The sequence below is a fragment of the Mycolicibacterium mageritense genome (genome assembly GCF_010727475.1).
GTDB classification, from domain to species: Bacteria; Actinomycetota; Actinomycetes; order Mycobacteriales; family Mycobacteriaceae; genus Mycobacterium; species Mycobacterium mageritense.
The window spans coordinates 4,546,164-4,561,294 of sequence record NZ_AP022567.1 but is presented as its reverse complement, the minus strand read 5'-3'; the positions used below and the strand labels follow the sequence as shown (position 1 = coordinate 4,561,294).

Below are 15,131 nucleotides of genomic sequence, written 5' to 3'. Positions count from 1 at the left end.
GCAGGTGCTTCGTCCAAGACCCTTTTCGTCGAACGGCGATACCCTCTCGGTATGAGCACGGCGGACCTTGACCTGCGCAAGCTGCGCTACTTCGTCGCAGTCGCCGAGGAACTGAACTTCGGCCGGGCCGCAGAGCGCCTGCACATCGCCCAGCCGGTGCTGTCGCGGCAGATCCGCGCGTTCGAGAACGAACTCGGTGTCCAGCTGTTGGTGCGGAATTCCACCGGCACCCAACTGACCGCCGCCGGAACCCAACTCCTGCAAGACGCCAAGGTTCTGCTGGACGAGGCAAAAGGACTGCGGCAGCGGCTGTCCCGGGCCGCTGCACAGCCCGTGACCGTGACGGTCGGAGTGATGCCCGGTCTGCGCGCGACGGCAGCCGCGTCGGCGTTCGAGGCCGCCGGTCCGCAGCGTCGGGCGATCGTGCGCCAGATCCGCTGGCACGAGCAGGTCGACCTGGTGCGCTCAGGCGAGCTCGACGTGGTGTACGCGCGCGAACCGGTGGACCATCGCGGGCTCGGCGCCGCGCCGCTGCTCGAAGAGCCCATGGATGCGGTGCTGCCAGCCGACGACCCGCTGGCGACGCGCACGTCGCTGCGGCTCGCCGACCTGGCCTCCAGGGTGCTGCTGATGCCCGACCCCGCGATGGTTCCGGGATGGCAGTCCGCGGCCGTGGCCGATCAACGCTGGGCGCCACCGCGCAGCGTGGTCCGCACGGTCGAAGACAAGCTCGAACACGTCGCCGCGCGTGACGGTTTCGTCATCCTGCCGCGGTCCACCACCGCGTACTACCGGCGTCCGGATGTCTGTGCGGTCCCGATCGAGGATCTCGAACCTGGGCGGGTGACGCTGATCTGGGATACAGCCGCCGACAACCCACTCCGGGACGAGTTCGTGAGGATCGCACTGGAATGCCGGGACGAGACGATCTGATGCCTGACGACATCCCAACCAACCGGTTGATCGTGATATAACTCCTCAATGCGGACGGGCATCTTTCTGAGCTATGCGGGCGGTTTCAAGGAAGCCGCCGACCAGGTCGTCGAACTGGAGAAGGTCGGTGTCGACATCGCACTGGTGGCCGAGGCCTACTCCTATGACGCGATCAGCCAGCTGGGCTATCTGGCCGCCAAGACCTCGACGATCGAACTCGGCACCGGCGTCGTACCGATCTACACCCGCACGCCGTCGCTCATGGCGATGACCGCGGCCGGAATGGACTACGTGTCCGACGGCCGGTTCCGGCTCGGCATCGGCACATCCGGCCCGCAGGTGATGGAGGGATTCCACGGCGTACCGTTCGACGCCCCGTTGGGCCGAACCCGTGAAGTGGTCGACATCTGCCGTCAGATCTGGCGCCGCGAGAACGTCGACTACACCGGCAAGCACTACCAGTTGCCGTTGCCCGCCGGCCGCGGCACGGGCCTGGGCAAGTCACTCCATCTCATCAATCACCCCGTACGCGAACGCATTCCGATCACCATCGCGGCCCTCGGGCCCAAGAACGTCGAACTGACCGCGGAGATCGCCGAGGGCTGGCAACCCGTGTTCTACCACCCCGAGAAGGCCGACGCGGTGTGGGGTGACGCGCTGCGCGCCGGGATCACGAAGCGCGATCCAGCACTCGGACCGCTCGACGTGATGGTCAGCGCAAGCCTGGCGATCGGCGACGATGTCGATGACCGGCTCGCCTGGGCGAAACCTCAACTGGCGCTGTATATCGGCGGCATGGGTGCGCGCGGCAAGAACTTCTACCACAACCTGGCCACCCGGTACGGATTCGGCGAAGTGGCCGACCGCATTCAGGATCTGTATCTGGCGGGACGCAAGGCCGAGGCCATCGATGCCGTGCCCGACGAGTTGGTGCGCAACGTGTCGCTGGTCGGGTCCAGGGGATTCGTCAAGGAACGGCTCGCCGCCTACGCCGAAGCCGGCGTGACGACGCTGCTGGTGCACCCGCTTGCCACCTCCGATACCGAGACTGTGCGGTTCTGCGAAGAACTGGTGTCGTTGAGCGGTTAGCCCGTCAGCCACCGACCTGCGGTAGTTCGTCGGCAGCGATCTCGCACGGTGTCCGCCCGGGAATCTCTTGGGCTGCTTGCGGTTCGGCCACTGGAGGTGGTGGCACGGTCTCCGCCGGTGCGACTACCACAGGCGCGGCAACAGGCTCCGCCTCCTCGTCGGCGGGAACCTCCGCGGGTGCCTCCTCATCGCCTACAGCCGGCGGCTCGCCGGGCTCGCCGTCCTCAGCAGCTTCCTTGTCCTCCGTAACGTCCCCGTCCTCGCCCTCGTCCTCCGGATCCTCCTCCTGCGCAGTGTCTTCAGGCTCCTCATCGAGATCACCGTCGACATCGGTCTCGTCGAACGGATCCTCCAGGTCGGGCGGTGTGGCATCACCAGCGGAACCGATCAAACCACCGAACATGTCGGCCAGTTGCTGTCCGAGACCCGAGAGCCCGGTGCCGGACAATCCGCCACCGAGATCGGGCAGTCCACCTGCCAGTCCGGGCGCGGCCCCGGAACCGGACAACGGCGGTGCGGCGGGCGGAACCACCGGGTCGGCAGGATCCAGCGGTGCTGCCGCCGGCAGCGTCGGCGCGGGGTTCGTCGTGGCCGGGGCAGGTGGGATCGACTGTGCGGCAGGTGAAAACGCCGGCACTGCGGCAGCCGCCGGATGGTACGACGCCGGCGCACCGAAAGCCCCCGAAGCCGGCGCCGCCGGGCCGACCGGCGGGGCTGAACCGGTGTTCCGCGGCGGCGTCCACACGGGCCCCAACTCCCCCGGCACGGCGAATGCCGCCACCGGTCCTGACCGCAGGGCCGCCACCGCGTCGTCGTACGCGCCGGCGACCGCCGCGGCCGCGGCCCGCATCGCCGCCAGCCAGTCGCCCCCGATGTCGTTGGCCACAAACGGCTTGACCTCTTGGTCGATCAGTTCGCTGGCGGTATCGCGATCCCCGATGCCGGTCCGCACGGTCCGCGCGGCCGCGAGCCAGGCGGCGCGCTGCGGTGCACTGCGGCCCTCGATCTCGAGCGTGGCCTCGACCTTGCGGTCGACTGCCCGCCACAGGCTGTCCCGCAATTGCGCCAGGGTGTCCGCGGCCGATCGGAGTGCGGCGACCGCGTGCCCCGAAGTCGCGGCATGACGCGTCAGGAATTCACGAGAGGACTGCGCCGCGGTGCCCTGCCAGACCTCCGGGAGCAGACGCAACTGATCATCCTGCCGCCGCGCTGCCTCATCCGCCGACGCCACGACTGACGTCAACGCCGTGCAGTCAGCCCCGAGCGCACGCAGATCGAGCCCGTCTTCGGTGGTGTACCAGCCGTGCACGTCGCCGGGTTGCCCGGTCAGACCGGCCTGCTGGTAGCCGAGCAGGGCACTGGCCCAGACATATTCGGCAATGGTGTCGACAGCGGGCAACCCTTGCGCCAAACGCGAACTAACGTCGTGATCTTGTAGCACCGGTCAGCCCACCCGGTTCGATGCGTGCGCATCGGCGACGACGTAGCGATCGGCGGAAGTCCGCACCGCCGTGGCAATCTCGCGTGCTGACCGCGCCCATTCCCGCAAGACATCGGTGAGATCGTCCACGGCCAGTCGCACGGCGTCGCCGTGGTGGGTGTGCGCCCGGCCGGCCGTCGCACCGTCGAACACCGTGCCGTTCAGGCGTGCGCGGGCGGCAGCGTCGACCATGTCGGCGACCGCGTCGTACTCCCCCGCCAGCTGCAGTAACGCCGCAACGTCGATTCGCGCCGCGTCAACGTGTCCCATGCCGGTTTAGACGCGCCGGAACCCGATCTGGTTCCGGGTTGATCAGGATTGCTTGCTGACCGACTCCGCAACCCGCACGGCCACCTGCCGCGCGGTGTCCTCATCGGCCGCTTCGACCATCACCCGCACCACCTGCTCAGTGCCGGAGGGCCGCAACAGGATTCGCCCGGTGTCGCCGAGCTGGGCCTCTGCCGCCGCGACCGCGGACTGCACCGAAGGCGCCTGGGCGACAGTCGCCTTGTCGGCCACTTCCACATTGATCAGCACCTGCGGGAGAGTCTGCATGGGCGCCGCCAACGCGGCCAGCGACGATCGGGTCTGCGCCATCCGCGACATCAGGCGCAAGCCCGTGACGATCCCGTCGCCGGTGGTTCCCAGGCCCGGCATCACGATGTGGCCGGATTGTTCACCGCCGAGCGAGAATTCACCCGCCCGCAGTTCCTCGAGCACATAGCGGTCGCCGACACCCGTGGTGCGGACCTCGATGCCGGCCTCCCGCATCGCCAGGTGCAGACCCAGATTGCTCATGACGGTCGCCACCAGGGTGTTCGAGGCGAGCTCGTCGGCTTCCTGCATCGCCAACGCGAGCACCACCATGATCGCGTCTCCGTCGATGATCCGGCCCGCGGCGTCCACGGCCAGACAGCGGTCCGCGTCGCCGTCATGAGCCAGACCGAGATCGGCGCCGTATTCGAGCACCGCGGTCCGAAGTACATCCATGTGTGTCGAGCCGCACCGGTCGTTGATGTTGAGGCCGTTGGGTTCGGCATTGATGGCGATGACGTTGGCCCCCGCGGCCCGGTAGGCCCGCGGCGCCGCGGTCGACGCCGCACCGTGCGCACAGTCGACGACCACCGTCAGGCCCTCGAGCCGCGTGGTCACCGCCTTGCCGGCATGGCGCAGGTAGCGATCGAGTGCGTCTTCGGCGTCCAGCACGCGTCCGATGCCCACACCGGTCGGCCGGCTGCCCGGACCCGAATTGACGAGCTCCTCGATGCGATCCTCGGTGGCGTCGTCGAGCTTGTGGCCACCGGGACCGAAGATCTTGATGCCGTTGTCGGGCATCGGGTTGTGCGACGCAGAGATCATGACACCGAATTCGGCGTCATACGCGCTGGTCAGGTAGGCCACCGCGGGCGTGGGCAGCACACCGACGCGCAGCGCGTCGACACCTTCGCTGGTGAGACCGGCGATCACCGCGGCTTCGAGCATCTCGCCGCTGGCCCGGGGATCACGCCCGACGACGGCCACCCGGCGCCGCGCAGATCCGATCGATCCGAGCCGACGGGCCGCAGCCGAACCGAGTGCCAGCGCCAGCTCAGCGGTGAGATCGCGGTTGGCGACCCCACGCACCCCGTCGGTGCCGAACAGTCGAGCCATGCGGACAAACTTCTCACAAATAGTGCCCAAAGAGCCAACTGACCACCTCAGTAGCCGTGTCGCCGCTCAATGGGTACCGAAGCGAGATCTCAGCGGCGCGCTGTCCGCACCGAGACGGCGCGGACAGCGGCCGATGCCGAGTTATCCGGCGTTGGCCGGAGCGTGCGCCGGAGCCGTGGTCGTGGTGGGCGCAGCGGACGTGCTGGGCGAGGTGGTCTCGGTGCCCTGAGCGGTGCCCTCCTGCTCCTCGGCGGCGCCCTCGGCACTGCCGGCGTCGTTCTGGCGCAGGTCGATGGCGCCGACGGTGCCCGAGCAGACGTTCTGCTGAGTGCCGTTGACGTCGACATCCTGGGCCACCGGGGTGACCTGGGCATCGGGACGATCACACAGGTTGGCGGCAACCTGTGCGGCCGCGCCGATGGGAACATCCTCGAGCACACCCGCGGTGCCGACGACGACGTCGACCTGGCCGTCCCTGGCCTCCGCGTTGGCCAGCCCCATCCCGGCCGACAGGAGCAAAGCCCCGCCGAGGGCGGTGCCGACGGTCACTCGCTTGAACGTACTGATCTTCATCAATCGGTTCCTTTCAGTCAGGAAGCGGCCCAATCCCCCAACGAGCTGACTGACTCGCACCGGGGACAGAATCGGTCTGTCCGGACACGCCGCGGTGCCCCCGCTCCGACCCCAGGGTTTTCCACTTTTCACCGGAAAGTCAAACCAAAATTTAATAATCGGAGATCTAAGAGCTTTCTCAGATATTTGCCTTCGAAATGGTCGGCCCCCCAGTGAAATGCGCTGACGCAGACGGCCGAAATAACTGTCAGCGCCGCGTGTGGTGGAAAATAAAAAACCGCCGAGCGTGCGGAATGCACGCTCGGCGGTTGTGAAAGCTGAGCAGATCAGCGCTTGCTGTACTGCGGAGCCTTGCGGGCCTTCTTGAGGCCGTACTTCTTGCGCTCGATGGCACGCGGGTCACGCGTCAGGAAGCCCGCCTTCTTCAGTGCGGGCCGGTCCTCCGGCTGCACCAGGATGAGGGCACGGGCGATCGCCAGGCGCAGCGCGCCGGCCTGACCGGACGGGCCGCCACCATCGAGGTGGGCGTAGATGTCGAACTGCTCGAGCCGATCGACGGTGACCAGCGGAGCCTTGATCAGCTGCTGGTGCACCTTGTTCGGGAAGTAGTTCTCCAGCGTGCGGCCGTCCAGGTTGAACTGACCGGTGCCGGGCACCAGGCGCACCCGCACCACGGCCTCCTTGCGGCGGCCGACGGTCTGGATCGGGCGGTCGATGATCACCGGCTCGCGGTGCTCGGCGACCTCACTGGCGACGTCTTCGGTCACGACTTCGGTTTCCGTCACTTCGGTCACTGCGCCACCTGCTTGATCTCGTACGGAACCGGCTGCTGCGCGGCGTGCGGATGATCCGGGCCCGCGTACACCTTGAGCTTCTTCTGGATCTGCCGACCGAGCTTGGTGTGCGGAATCATGCCGACGATCGCGTTCTCGACGACGCGGGTCGGGTGCTTCTCCAACAGCTCACCGATGGTGCGCTTGCGCAGGCCGCCGGGGTAACCCGAGTGGCGGTAAGCGAACTTGTTGGTGAGCTTGTCGCCGCTGAGGGCGACCTTCTCGGCATTGATGACGATGACGAAATCGCCGCCGTCGACATTGGGCGTGAATGTCGGCTTGTGCTTGCCGCGCAGCAGATTGGCAGCTGCCACGGCGAGCCGGCCGAGCACCACGTCTTGGGCGTCGATGACATACCACTGACGCGTGGTGTCACCCGCCTTCGGCGTGTAAGTAGGCACAGTGCTTACCTTCTCTTCTCGGGTTGGGTTGCCGGTCAGGCGAGCGCACTACGATGTCCCGGCGACCGACATTGACCCGGAACTGCATGCCCCTGATCAGGGCAGCGCACACCAACGGAGCAGCTTACCGGTCGTCGTCCATGCAGGTCAAAACGCCCTTGTGACTGCCGGGCAGGCGCCCAGTGTGAACAAGATGGCGAGGATCTCCAGAAATCTCGCAATCTTGTTCACGTTCGTCGAGTCGGCGTCAGGTCACGAGACGCGATCCTCCTGATCAGGGACGACGCTGCCGTCGGCGCGGTGCAGAGGCGCTTCCTTGCCGCTCGGTTCTATATAGCCCTCGGTCGCGCAGTCATAGGTGTCGCCCTTGTCCATCGGCTTGATGAACATGGGGTTGACCAGCCAACGGCCGTCGGAGTTGTCGTAGGCCGTGCACATCAACTCGGTCTTCTGCCGGTTGAGCACGAGGCGCAGCCCGGTGGCATCGCTGAGGAATGTGACGTCGGTGTCGGAGTCCCCAGCGGCAAACGCAGCGCGCTTCGGTTCGGGTTGCTGCTCGAAGGCCGCGGCGCCCTCGACCCCGAAGACCTCTTCGTTGACGCGGCAGCGCTTGCCCTCGATGTACGGGATCGCGGTCTCGCCGCCACACGGCACGAGCTTCGACGTCAGCACGTCGCCGTCGCGCTCGGTCCGCACACCCATCACCTTGTCGGGCGTGAATCCGAGGTCGGCTGCCCACACCCGGACCACCGGCTCAGCCGACGCCGAGATGATCCGGACGTCGAAACCGTTGGCGCGCAACGCCTCCACCAGATCACGCATCTGCGGGTAATAACGCACCCACCCGGTTTCGTCGTCGCTGCCGACCTTCTGCTCGGCCCCCTCCGGCGCGTCGAGGTTCTCCCGGCGGGCCGCCTCGGCGAACCCGGTCAGCTCGGATTCACGCCAGCCCGCGAGCATCTGCGCGGCCCACGCATACGACGGCTCGAACCTGCGGGCGTTGAATCCGGCGAACGCGGGCTCGTCGGCACGGGTCTCGCCGTCGGTGTAGACCGACACCAGCTCGTCGGCGCAGCCGGTGTCGGTGTCGGTCGGCATCGGTTGGCCGGGTTTGGCAGTTGCACACGCCTTGGCGAGCGCCGTGGCCGCCTGCGGTGTGAGATACGGGCTCGTGCTCGCCCAGTCTCCGCCCGCGGGCGCGCGCAGTTTGCCGTTGCGCACCATCCAGAAGAACGTCGCGTCGCCGATGTCGTTCTTGACCATCGTGTTGTCCCAGTCGAACAGCGCCAGCGGTGCACCGTCGGCCACCGAGCCGTTGGCACCGCACGTGCCCAGCTCACCGATGAGCTTGTCGATGCGGTCGCGGTTGTCGCCGTACCAGCCGGGATCGGCGGCCAGCGTGCGGCAGCCCGACTCGGCCTGCGCACCTTGCGATGTGGCCTGCTGATTGTCATTTCCACCGCAGCCCGCGAGGACGAAGGTGGCAGCGGCGAGCACGGACAGCACGGCGCGCGCGGTCATGAAACTCCCTGGTTCAGTTGGGCGACGCTGGTCGGCCCCAGCGCTGCGGTTCGTGAGGTGTCCTTCAGGTCGACGCCCGAGCGGCCCAGTGCGAGAGCACCTTCGACGAGCCCGGCGGCCACCCGCGCCGCTTCGACGTATCCGAGGCCGTCGGGCGGGTGGATGTTGGAGATGCAGTTGCGGTCGGCGTCGGTGCGCCCGGGTTGGGGCAGGTGCGTCAGGTAGATGCCGAGGCTGTCGGCGACGCTCAGGCCGGGCCGTTCGCCGATGATGACGAGCAACGTACGTACCCGTGCGGCCGCGCCGATGTGATCGCCCAGCCCCACTCTGGCCTGCGTGGCGATCACCGGCGGTGCCAACGTGTACCGCTCGCGCAACTGCGCCACGAGTTCGGCGAGCAGCGCCGCGCCGTGGTGGTTGAGCGCAGTCGGTGACAATCCGTCGGCGAGGATGAAGCCGATGTCCGCGCCTGACGCGGGGATCGCCATGTGCTCTGAGGGTTGCCGTCCGAGGTCCGGCCGGCGCAGATATTCGTCGCGGGAAGTGGCCCGGCTGGTGGCCAGCACCGGTTCGCCGATCCCGATCTCCCGCACCTGCGCGGCGAGTTGTTCGACGTCCAGTGGGATGTGGACGGCGTCGCGCGCGGCAGCGTGCGCGGCGGCGAGTTCCAGCACACGCCGGGTGGGCAGCGCGTTGCCCGCGCGGCCCAACCCGATCCTGGCCTGGGTGGTCTTGCGCAACTCATCCCAGAACTCCTGAACTGCAACATCATTGGTGGTCATGGCGCCTCCGCCGACGTGAGTGACCGCAGCACCGAACTCTCCAGGTCGAACGGCGTGAGCTTGCCGGAATCGTCGACCATCCCGACCTTGCGCAGCCAGGCCTCGAACTCGGGGGCGGGCCGCAGGCCGAGGGTGCGCCGCGTGGTCAGCACGTCGTGGAACGACAGGCTCTGGTAGCCCAGCATCACGTCGTCGGCGCCCGGCACGGTGATCACGAACGCCACCTGCGCCGCGGCCAACAGCGTCAGCAGTGTGTCCATGTCGTTCTGGTCGGCCTCGGCGTGGTTGGTGTAGCAGACATCCACGCCCATCGGCAGGCCCAGCAGCTTGCCGCAGAAGTGGTCTTCCAGGCCGGCCCGGATGATCTGCTTGCCGTCGTAGAGGTACTCCGGGCCGATGAAGCCGACGACGGTGTTGACCAGCAACGGCTGCAGATCGCGAGCCACCGCGTAGGCGCGGGCCTCCAGGGTCTGCTGGTCCACCGGCTTGCCACCGACGCCGAGGTGCGTACCCGAGCTCAGCACCGAGCCCTGCCCGGTCTCCAGGTACATCACGTTGTCGCCGACCGTGCCGCGGCGCAGACTGCGCGCAGCTTCGTTGCCTTCCCGCAACAACGCCAGGTTCACCCCGAACGCCGAATTGGCGCCCTCGGTGCCCGCGATGGACTGGAACATCAGATCCACGGGCGCGCCGGCCTCGACCAGCCCGATCGTGGTGGTGACGTGGGACAGCACGCAGGACTGGGCCGGGATGTCGTAGCGCGTGCGGATCGAGTCGAGCAGGTACAGCAGGTCGGCGGTGGCCTGCGGCGAATCGGTGGCCGGGTTGATCCCGATCACCGCATCACCGCAGCCCAGCAGCAGCCCGTCGAGCACCGCGGCGGCGATGCCACGGGGATCGTCGGTGGGATGGTTGGGCTGCAACCGCGTGGCCAGGGTGCCGCGGGCACCGATGGTGGTCCGGAACGCCGCTGTCACCTGGGCGGCGGCCGCCACCGCGATCAGATCCTGGTTGCGCATGATCTTGCTGACCGCGGCGACCATCTCCGGCGTCAGCCCTGGCGCGACGGCCGCGAGCCGCTCGGCGCTGTGATCGTGCGCCGCGGTGTCCATCAGCCAGTCCCGCAGCCCGCCGACGGTCAGGTGGGAGATCGCCGAAAAGGCTTGGCGGTCATGGCTGTCCATGATCAGCCGGGTGACCTCATCGGTGTCGTACGGGACGATCTCCTCGTTGAGGAAGACCTCGAGCGGCAGGTCGGCGAGCACCCAGGCGGCCGCCGCCCGTTCACCGTCGTGCTCGGCCGCGCAGCCCGCCAGCTGATCGCCCGAGCGCAACGGGGTGGCCTTGGCCATCACCTCGACGAGCCCGTCGAACGTGTATGTCACGCCCGAAACCTGTTGGCGGTAAATCACTTCAATTCGCTCTCGGCCTGGGCGAGCATCGCGAACTCTTCGTCGGGCGAGTTGGCCACCAGGCGGTGGCGGCTGTAGACCGCGAAGTAGACCATGAAGCCGGCGAACACGGCCAGGCACCACCCTGCGGCGACCGGATCCACCAGGAACGTCGCGATCACGGCCAGCACCGCGATGACGAGCGCGAAGCCCGTGGTGATGGCGCCACCCGGGGTGCGGTAGGGCCGCGGCATGTTGGGTTCGCGGACCCGCAGCACGATGTGGCTGATCATCATCAATACATAGCTCAGCGCGGCGCCGAACACGGCCATGTTGAGCAGCAGGGCACCTTGCCCGGTCAGCGACAGGATGAAGCCGATGATGCCGGGGATGATGAGCGCCAGCGTCGGTGCCTTACGCGAGTTGGTCACCGACAGGGCGGTCGGCAGGTAACCAGCCCGCGACAGCGCGAACAGCTGGCGCGAGTAGGCGTAGATGATCGAGAAGAAGCTTGCGATGAGGCCCGCCAGGCCGATGTAGTTGACCAGCTTGGCCGCCGTGCCGTCACCGAGGGCCTCGACCAACGGGTTGCCGGAGTCCGACATCTCTTCGGCGCCACCGGCTCCGGTGGTCAGCACCAGCACCACCGCGCAGCTCACGAGCAGCACCGCGATGGCCGCGATGATGCCGCGTGGCACGTTGCGCTCCGGATTGGCGGTTTCCTCGGCGGCCAGCGGCACGCCCTCGACCGCGAGGAAGAACCAGATGGCGAACGGGATGGCGGCCCAGATGCCGAGGTAGCCGTGCGGCAGGAATTCCGAGGCACCGGCAGCGCCTGAGTCCACCGCGATGTTGGTCAGGTTGGCGACGTCGAAGTGGCCGATCGCCGCGACGGCGAAGACCACCAGGCCGACCAGGGCGATGGCGGTGATCACGAACATCACCTTGAGCGCCTCACCGACACCCGAGAGGTGGATCCCGATGAACAACGCATAGGCCGCCAGATAGACCCACCACCCGTTGGTGATGCCGAACAACCCCAGCGATTCGACGTAGGCGCCGATGAACGTCGCGATGGCCGCGGGCGCGATCGAGTACTCGATGAGGATCGCCGTGCCGGTGGCGAACCCGCCCCACGGGCCCAACGCGCGGCGGGCGAACGTGTAGCCGCCACCCGCCGCGGGCAGCGCCGACGACAGCTCGGCCATGCCGAGGACCAGCGCCAGGTACATGCCTGCGATCACGACGGCCGCGATGGCCAGGCCGCCGAAGCCCCCCTGCGCCAGGCCGAAGTTCCATCCGGAGTAGTCACCGGACACCACGTAGCTGACCCCGAGGCCGGCCAGCAGCAACCACCCGGCGCTGCCCGATTTCAACTGACGTTTCTGCAGATACGCTGCGGACTCGAGGTGTTCTTCGACACCGGCCACTTCAAACTCCTTTATTTGCAATGCTTTGCGTTCGACGTGTCAACGACGCGGATGCGGAGCGACGATGCTTCCGCACATGCCAGCCACGGCTGACCTGAAAGCGGTAACCGACCTTTTGGTCGTGGCCACCAGGCTTTCACCTTCGGCTTCCCGCCCCGCCGGTAAGCCTAAAGGTCGGTTTCTCAACCTTTGATAGAGAAGTATCGCCGGAGATGGCCGCCGTGTCTACCCCTGGCGGGTTATTCGCGAGATCGGTTATCCGGCTTGAGCGGAAGCCCGACCACGATCCGTGCCGCGTGATGTCCGAGCATCCGCGCGACATCGGCGTCGGCGACACCACCAGAACCCAGCTCGACCAGCGGTTCGGCGAGTTTCGCGTGGTGCACCCACACCTCACCGCGAGCGTCCACGCCCACGCCGACACCCAGGGGCGAGCGTAGCGCAGCACTGCGTGCCAGATCGATTGCCGACACGTCGATTTCGTCTCGACGGACGACGTAGGGAACGCCTTCCTCCTCGATCCCCGCGGCGACCTCGCGCTCGGCCGCCCCGCCGGCCGCGCTGACGATCACGATCGCGGGTCGCTCAGGTCGGCCACTGTCATGCGCCAACGGCAGACCCCGCAAGTTGGGCGGTCGCATGTGCGGCGACCAATCCGGACGCCACCGCATTGCGGGGGCCCTCGGTGCCGCGGACATTCCCTGTACCACAGACGATTCCGTAGGACGCCAGGGCGTCGGCGATGAGTTCGGGTATCTCGAAATCGAGGGCACACCCACCGAGCAGCACGACGAAGCCGATCTGCCGCAGATCACCGGCGGGCGCGATGGCCTTCAGCGCGCGTAGCGCATTGACCACGAACACACGCTCTTTCGCGCCACGGCGCACCATCCTGATGCGGTCCATGGTGTGCCGGGTCGGTATCGGGTTCATGCCGTGCTCAGCCAGCGTGACGACCCTCGCGAAGGCCGTTGTGGGTAAAGGCGTCTCGAAGAACTGCACGGTACCGTTCTCCAGCCGCACATGAAAGAAGCTCTCGGCCTTGCCCAGTGGGAACCTCTTGACGTCCTCGGCCAGTTCGAGGTTGTCGAGTCCCAGTTCGGCGTCGATGAGCTTGGTGACCAGATCCCCCGCTCCGGCCAGATGGACGGCCGCGATCGTGCCGTCGGCCTCGATCAGTGCGGCGTCGGTCGAACCGCCACCGAGGTCGAGTACCACCAGTGGTTTGTCGGTCCCCGGTGTCGTCAGGGCACCCCGCACGGCCATCTCCGCCTCGACGCCGCCGACGATCACCCGCACGCCGGGCGCGCCGTCAGCACGGAGCCGGTCGGCCACCGCGTCGGCGACGGCCTGCATGACGCTGTCCTTGGTGCGCACCATCGCTGCCAGCGCGACCGCGTTCTCCAGGGCGACCTCGCCCGCGACGCCGCCCCGAACCTCCTGTGGCACAAACGTGTCGACCGCAAGCAGATCTTGGATGCGCACGTCGGCGGTGGCGTGACCGGACAGGTCGGCCATGCTCTGGCGCACGTTCGCGATCATCCCACCGGTGTTTGTGCCCGGCTCCCCCGCCACGTCGAGCAGTGGACCGACCCGTTCGACAGCGGCCATGATCTCCGCGGCGCCGCCCGACACGTCCACGGTCGCTCGCTTACGTGCTCCCTCAAACGACAGCGATCCCGCGGCTATCGTGCGGTCGGCCACATCACCCGCGGGAGTGCGCACCACGACTGCCGACCGGTTACCCGTCAAGGCCCTGGCCACGGGCGAGACCACCCGGGTCGCGGCCGCGTCGAGCTCGAAAATGGTCGCCAGCCCATAGGCATTGGACAGCGTGCGGATGGTCTGGCCGGGCCCGGCCACCTCGACGGCCGCGAGCATGCCCAGCGGCACCGCCTCGATCCGCGACACCTCGTCGATGACCGGGACCGCCGAGTCGAGCCGGTTGACCACCAGGACGGCATCGTCGTTGCCGAGAATCGCGGCGGCCACGTCGACCCCGCGTCGCACGGCGGCGTTGATGCCCTGCGCGGTGTCCTCGAAATCGACGCCCTTGGGCACGACGACGATCACCTTGTCACCCGGACGCGTTTGGGCGAGCGAGCCGAAGGCGACCGTGGTTCCGACGCCGAGTCCGCGCCCACCCGGTGTGCGCGGATCGTGGCCGATCATGGTCGATTCGGTGATGATGGTCTCGGTGATGGTCTCCATCGCCAGACCGCTGATCACCGGGGTGGCCTCGTTGAGCAGGACGACATCGAGCTGCGCGAGCGCGATTCCGGCCGTGCCCAGCGCACGTGCCACCGCATCGGCCACCCCGTCGACGTTGCGCGGCGTGCCCTTGACCCCGGTCGTGGCGGTCAGCGCCGCACCGCGGTAAGCCACCGAACCGTCGGGTTCGATCACCGCGGCGCTGGCCTCCGTCGTCGAATTACCGATGTCGACGCCGACAACGGTTCTCGTCATCAACTACCCAACGCCCCCGAAGGTTGCGCGAACTCCGCCACCACCTCGACAGGCTTGGCCTGCTTGCGGATCTGCTCGGTCTCCTTGAGGTGCAGCAGCGCGGCCTTGGCCTGCCACCGAGGCCGAGCCATCTGATCGTTGAGAGTGGGAACAGGCTCGGGCGACTCGCCTTTCGCGTACTGCGCGGCGTTCGACCCGATGCTGCGGTAGGTCTCCAACGTCATCAGCGGGCTCTGCGGAAACAGCTCGAGGCTCGACAGCCTGGGCAGGTCGCGCTGGTGGATCATCGACGTACCGCGCGACAGGATGCCGATCCCGATGCCAGATCCGGAGAGTTTGGCCGCGGTGTGGGCCACCACGGCCAGGTCGCTGCTGTGCCGGACCCGGATGCAGCGCGCCGTGACCTCCTGCTCCTCGATGCCTGCCAGGATCTGGCGGATCACGTCGGCGTGCGAGAGACCGATGATGGTCTGGCTGAAGAAGTCGGCGAATGCCGGCGAGATGCCCAGCACCACCTCGTCGGAACGCGTGCCCGGCTGTGCCGCGGTCTCACCGGTGAAAGTGATTGTCCTGTCTGCCATC

15 protein-coding genes are annotated in these 15,131 nt (G+C 67.7%); 2 read left to right on the top strand and 13 right to left on the bottom strand.

Translation table 11 applies throughout. The features are described 5' to 3' along the window. Positions 1-51 precede the first annotated feature (51 nt). Positions 52-933, top strand: a complete 882-nt coding sequence (locus G6N67_RS21905; RefSeq protein WP_036428941.1) for a LysR family transcriptional regulator — start codon at positions 52-54, stop codon at positions 931-933. 48 nt (positions 934-981) lie between these two features. After that, the gene (locus G6N67_RS21900; protein WP_036428942.1) at positions 982-2,022 is read left to right on the top strand and encodes an LLM class F420-dependent oxidoreductase; all 1,041 of its coding nucleotides are present in this window, start codon (positions 982-984) and stop codon (positions 2,020-2,022) included. A gap of 4 nt (positions 2,023-2,026) precedes the next feature. Here G6N67_RS21900 and G6N67_RS21895 read toward each other — a convergent pair whose 3' ends face one another. The 13 genes from G6N67_RS21895 to G6N67_RS21835 form a co-directional block, all read right to left on the bottom strand. After that, a complete protein-coding gene (locus G6N67_RS21895) occupies positions 2,027-3,421 on the bottom strand; it encodes a hypothetical protein (RefSeq protein WP_197747927.1) in 1,395 nt (464 codons plus the stop codon). A gap of 45 nt (positions 3,422-3,466) precedes the next feature. Further along, positions 3,467-3,772: a type VII secretion target gene (locus G6N67_RS21890; protein ID WP_036428945.1), complete on the bottom strand. Its 306-nt coding sequence runs from the start codon at positions 3,770-3,772 to the stop codon at positions 3,467-3,469. 42 nt (positions 3,773-3,814) lie between these two features. Further along, positions 3,815-5,152 (bottom strand): phosphoglucosamine mutase, encoded by a 1,338-nt coding sequence (gene glmM / locus G6N67_RS21885; RefSeq protein ID WP_036428946.1) that lies wholly within the window; start codon positions 5,150-5,152, stop codon positions 3,815-3,817. 141 nt (positions 5,153-5,293) lie between these two features. After that, positions 5,294-5,725 carry a hypothetical protein gene (locus G6N67_RS21880; RefSeq protein ID WP_051578444.1) on the bottom strand — a complete coding sequence of 144 codons (432 nt, stop codon included), beginning with the start codon at positions 5,723-5,725 and terminating at the stop codon, positions 5,294-5,296. 326 nt (positions 5,726-6,051) lie between these two features. Continuing rightward, positions 6,052-6,519 (bottom strand): 30S ribosomal protein S9, encoded by a 468-nt coding sequence (gene rpsI, locus G6N67_RS21875; protein ID WP_036428948.1) that lies wholly within the window; start codon positions 6,517-6,519, stop codon positions 6,052-6,054. Continuing rightward, complete coding sequence (gene rplM / locus G6N67_RS21870) at positions 6,516-6,959, bottom strand: 50S ribosomal protein L13 (RefSeq protein ID WP_036428949.1); 444 nt, start codon at positions 6,957-6,959, stop codon at positions 6,516-6,518. Before rplM ends, rpsI begins: the two co-directional genes overlap by 4 nt. A gap of 252 nt (positions 6,960-7,211) precedes the next feature. Then, the gene (locus G6N67_RS21865; RefSeq protein ID WP_110798326.1) at positions 7,212-8,480 is read right to left on the bottom strand and encodes an HAD family hydrolase; all 1,269 of its coding nucleotides are present in this window, start codon (positions 8,478-8,480) and stop codon (positions 7,212-7,214) included. Continuing rightward, a complete protein-coding gene (gene eutC / locus G6N67_RS21860; RefSeq protein WP_036428950.1) occupies positions 8,477-9,262 on the bottom strand; it encodes an ethanolamine ammonia-lyase subunit EutC in 786 nt (261 codons plus the stop codon). The genes G6N67_RS21865 and eutC overlap by 4 nt, the downstream gene beginning before the upstream one ends. Further along, the gene (locus G6N67_RS21855; protein WP_235750308.1) at positions 9,259-10,614 is read right to left on the bottom strand and encodes an ethanolamine ammonia-lyase subunit EutB; all 1,356 of its coding nucleotides are present in this window, start codon (positions 10,612-10,614) and stop codon (positions 9,259-9,261) included. Before G6N67_RS21855 ends, eutC begins: the two co-directional genes overlap by 4 nt. Positions 10,615-10,670: 56 nt before the next feature. After that, positions 10,671-12,083: an ethanolamine permease gene (gene eat / locus G6N67_RS21850; RefSeq protein WP_036428953.1), complete on the bottom strand. Its 1,413-nt coding sequence runs from the start codon at positions 12,081-12,083 to the stop codon at positions 10,671-10,673. 239 nt (positions 12,084-12,322) lie between these two features. Continuing rightward, positions 12,323-12,724: a glycerol dehydratase reactivase beta/small subunit family protein gene (locus G6N67_RS21845; protein ID WP_081812397.1), complete on the bottom strand. Its 402-nt coding sequence runs from the start codon at positions 12,722-12,724 to the stop codon at positions 12,323-12,325. Next, the gene (locus G6N67_RS21840; protein ID WP_036428955.1) at positions 12,684-14,549 is read right to left on the bottom strand and encodes a diol dehydratase reactivase subunit alpha; all 1,866 of its coding nucleotides are present in this window, start codon (positions 14,547-14,549) and stop codon (positions 12,684-12,686) included. The genes G6N67_RS21845 and G6N67_RS21840 overlap by 41 nt, the downstream gene beginning before the upstream one ends. Then, complete coding sequence (locus G6N67_RS21835; protein WP_036428956.1) at positions 14,549-15,130, bottom strand: propanediol/glycerol family dehydratase medium subunit; 582 nt, start codon at positions 15,128-15,130, stop codon at positions 14,549-14,551. Before G6N67_RS21835 ends, G6N67_RS21840 begins: the two co-directional genes overlap by 1 nt. Between the last annotated feature and the right edge of the window lies 1 nt (position 15,131).

Bases quoted from the DNA above. Each gene is read 5' to 3' on its own strand.
- G6N67_RS21880 (WP_051578444.1), bottom strand. From the start codon at position 5,725: ATGAAGATCAGTACGTTCAAGCGAGTGACCGTCGGCACCGCCCTCGGC.
- G6N67_RS21905 (WP_036428941.1), top strand. From the start codon at position 52: ATGAGCACGGCGGACCTTGACCTGCGCAAGCTGCGCTACTTCGTCGCA.
- G6N67_RS21840 (WP_036428955.1), bottom strand. From the start codon at position 14,549: ATGACGAGAACCGTTGTCGGCGTCGACATCGGTAATTCGACGACGGAG.
- G6N67_RS21855 (WP_235750308.1), bottom strand. From the start codon at position 10,614: ATGGCCAAGGCCACCCCGTTGCGCTCGGGCGATCAGCTGGCGGGCTGC.
- eutC (WP_036428950.1), bottom strand. From the start codon at position 9,262: ATGACCACCAATGATGTTGCAGTTCAGGAGTTCTGGGATGAGTTGCGC.
- G6N67_RS21890 (WP_036428945.1), bottom strand. From the start codon at position 3,772: ATGGGACACGTTGACGCGGCGCGAATCGACGTTGCGGCGTTACTGCAG.
- G6N67_RS21865 (WP_110798326.1), bottom strand. From the start codon at position 8,480: ATGACCGCGCGCGCCGTGCTGTCCGTGCTCGCCGCTGCCACCTTCGTC.
- G6N67_RS21835 (WP_036428956.1), bottom strand. From the start codon at position 15,130: ATGGCAGACAGGACAATCACTTTCACCGGTGAGACCGCGGCACAGCCG.
- G6N67_RS21900 (WP_036428942.1), top strand. From the start codon at position 982: ATGCGGACGGGCATCTTTCTGAGCTATGCGGGCGGTTTCAAGGAAGCC.
- G6N67_RS21845 (WP_081812397.1), bottom strand. From the start codon at position 12,724: ATGCGACCGCCCAACTTGCGGGGTCTGCCGTTGGCGCATGACAGTGGC.
- glmM (WP_036428946.1), bottom strand. From the start codon at position 5,152: ATGGCTCGACTGTTCGGCACCGACGGGGTGCGTGGGGTCGCCAACCGC.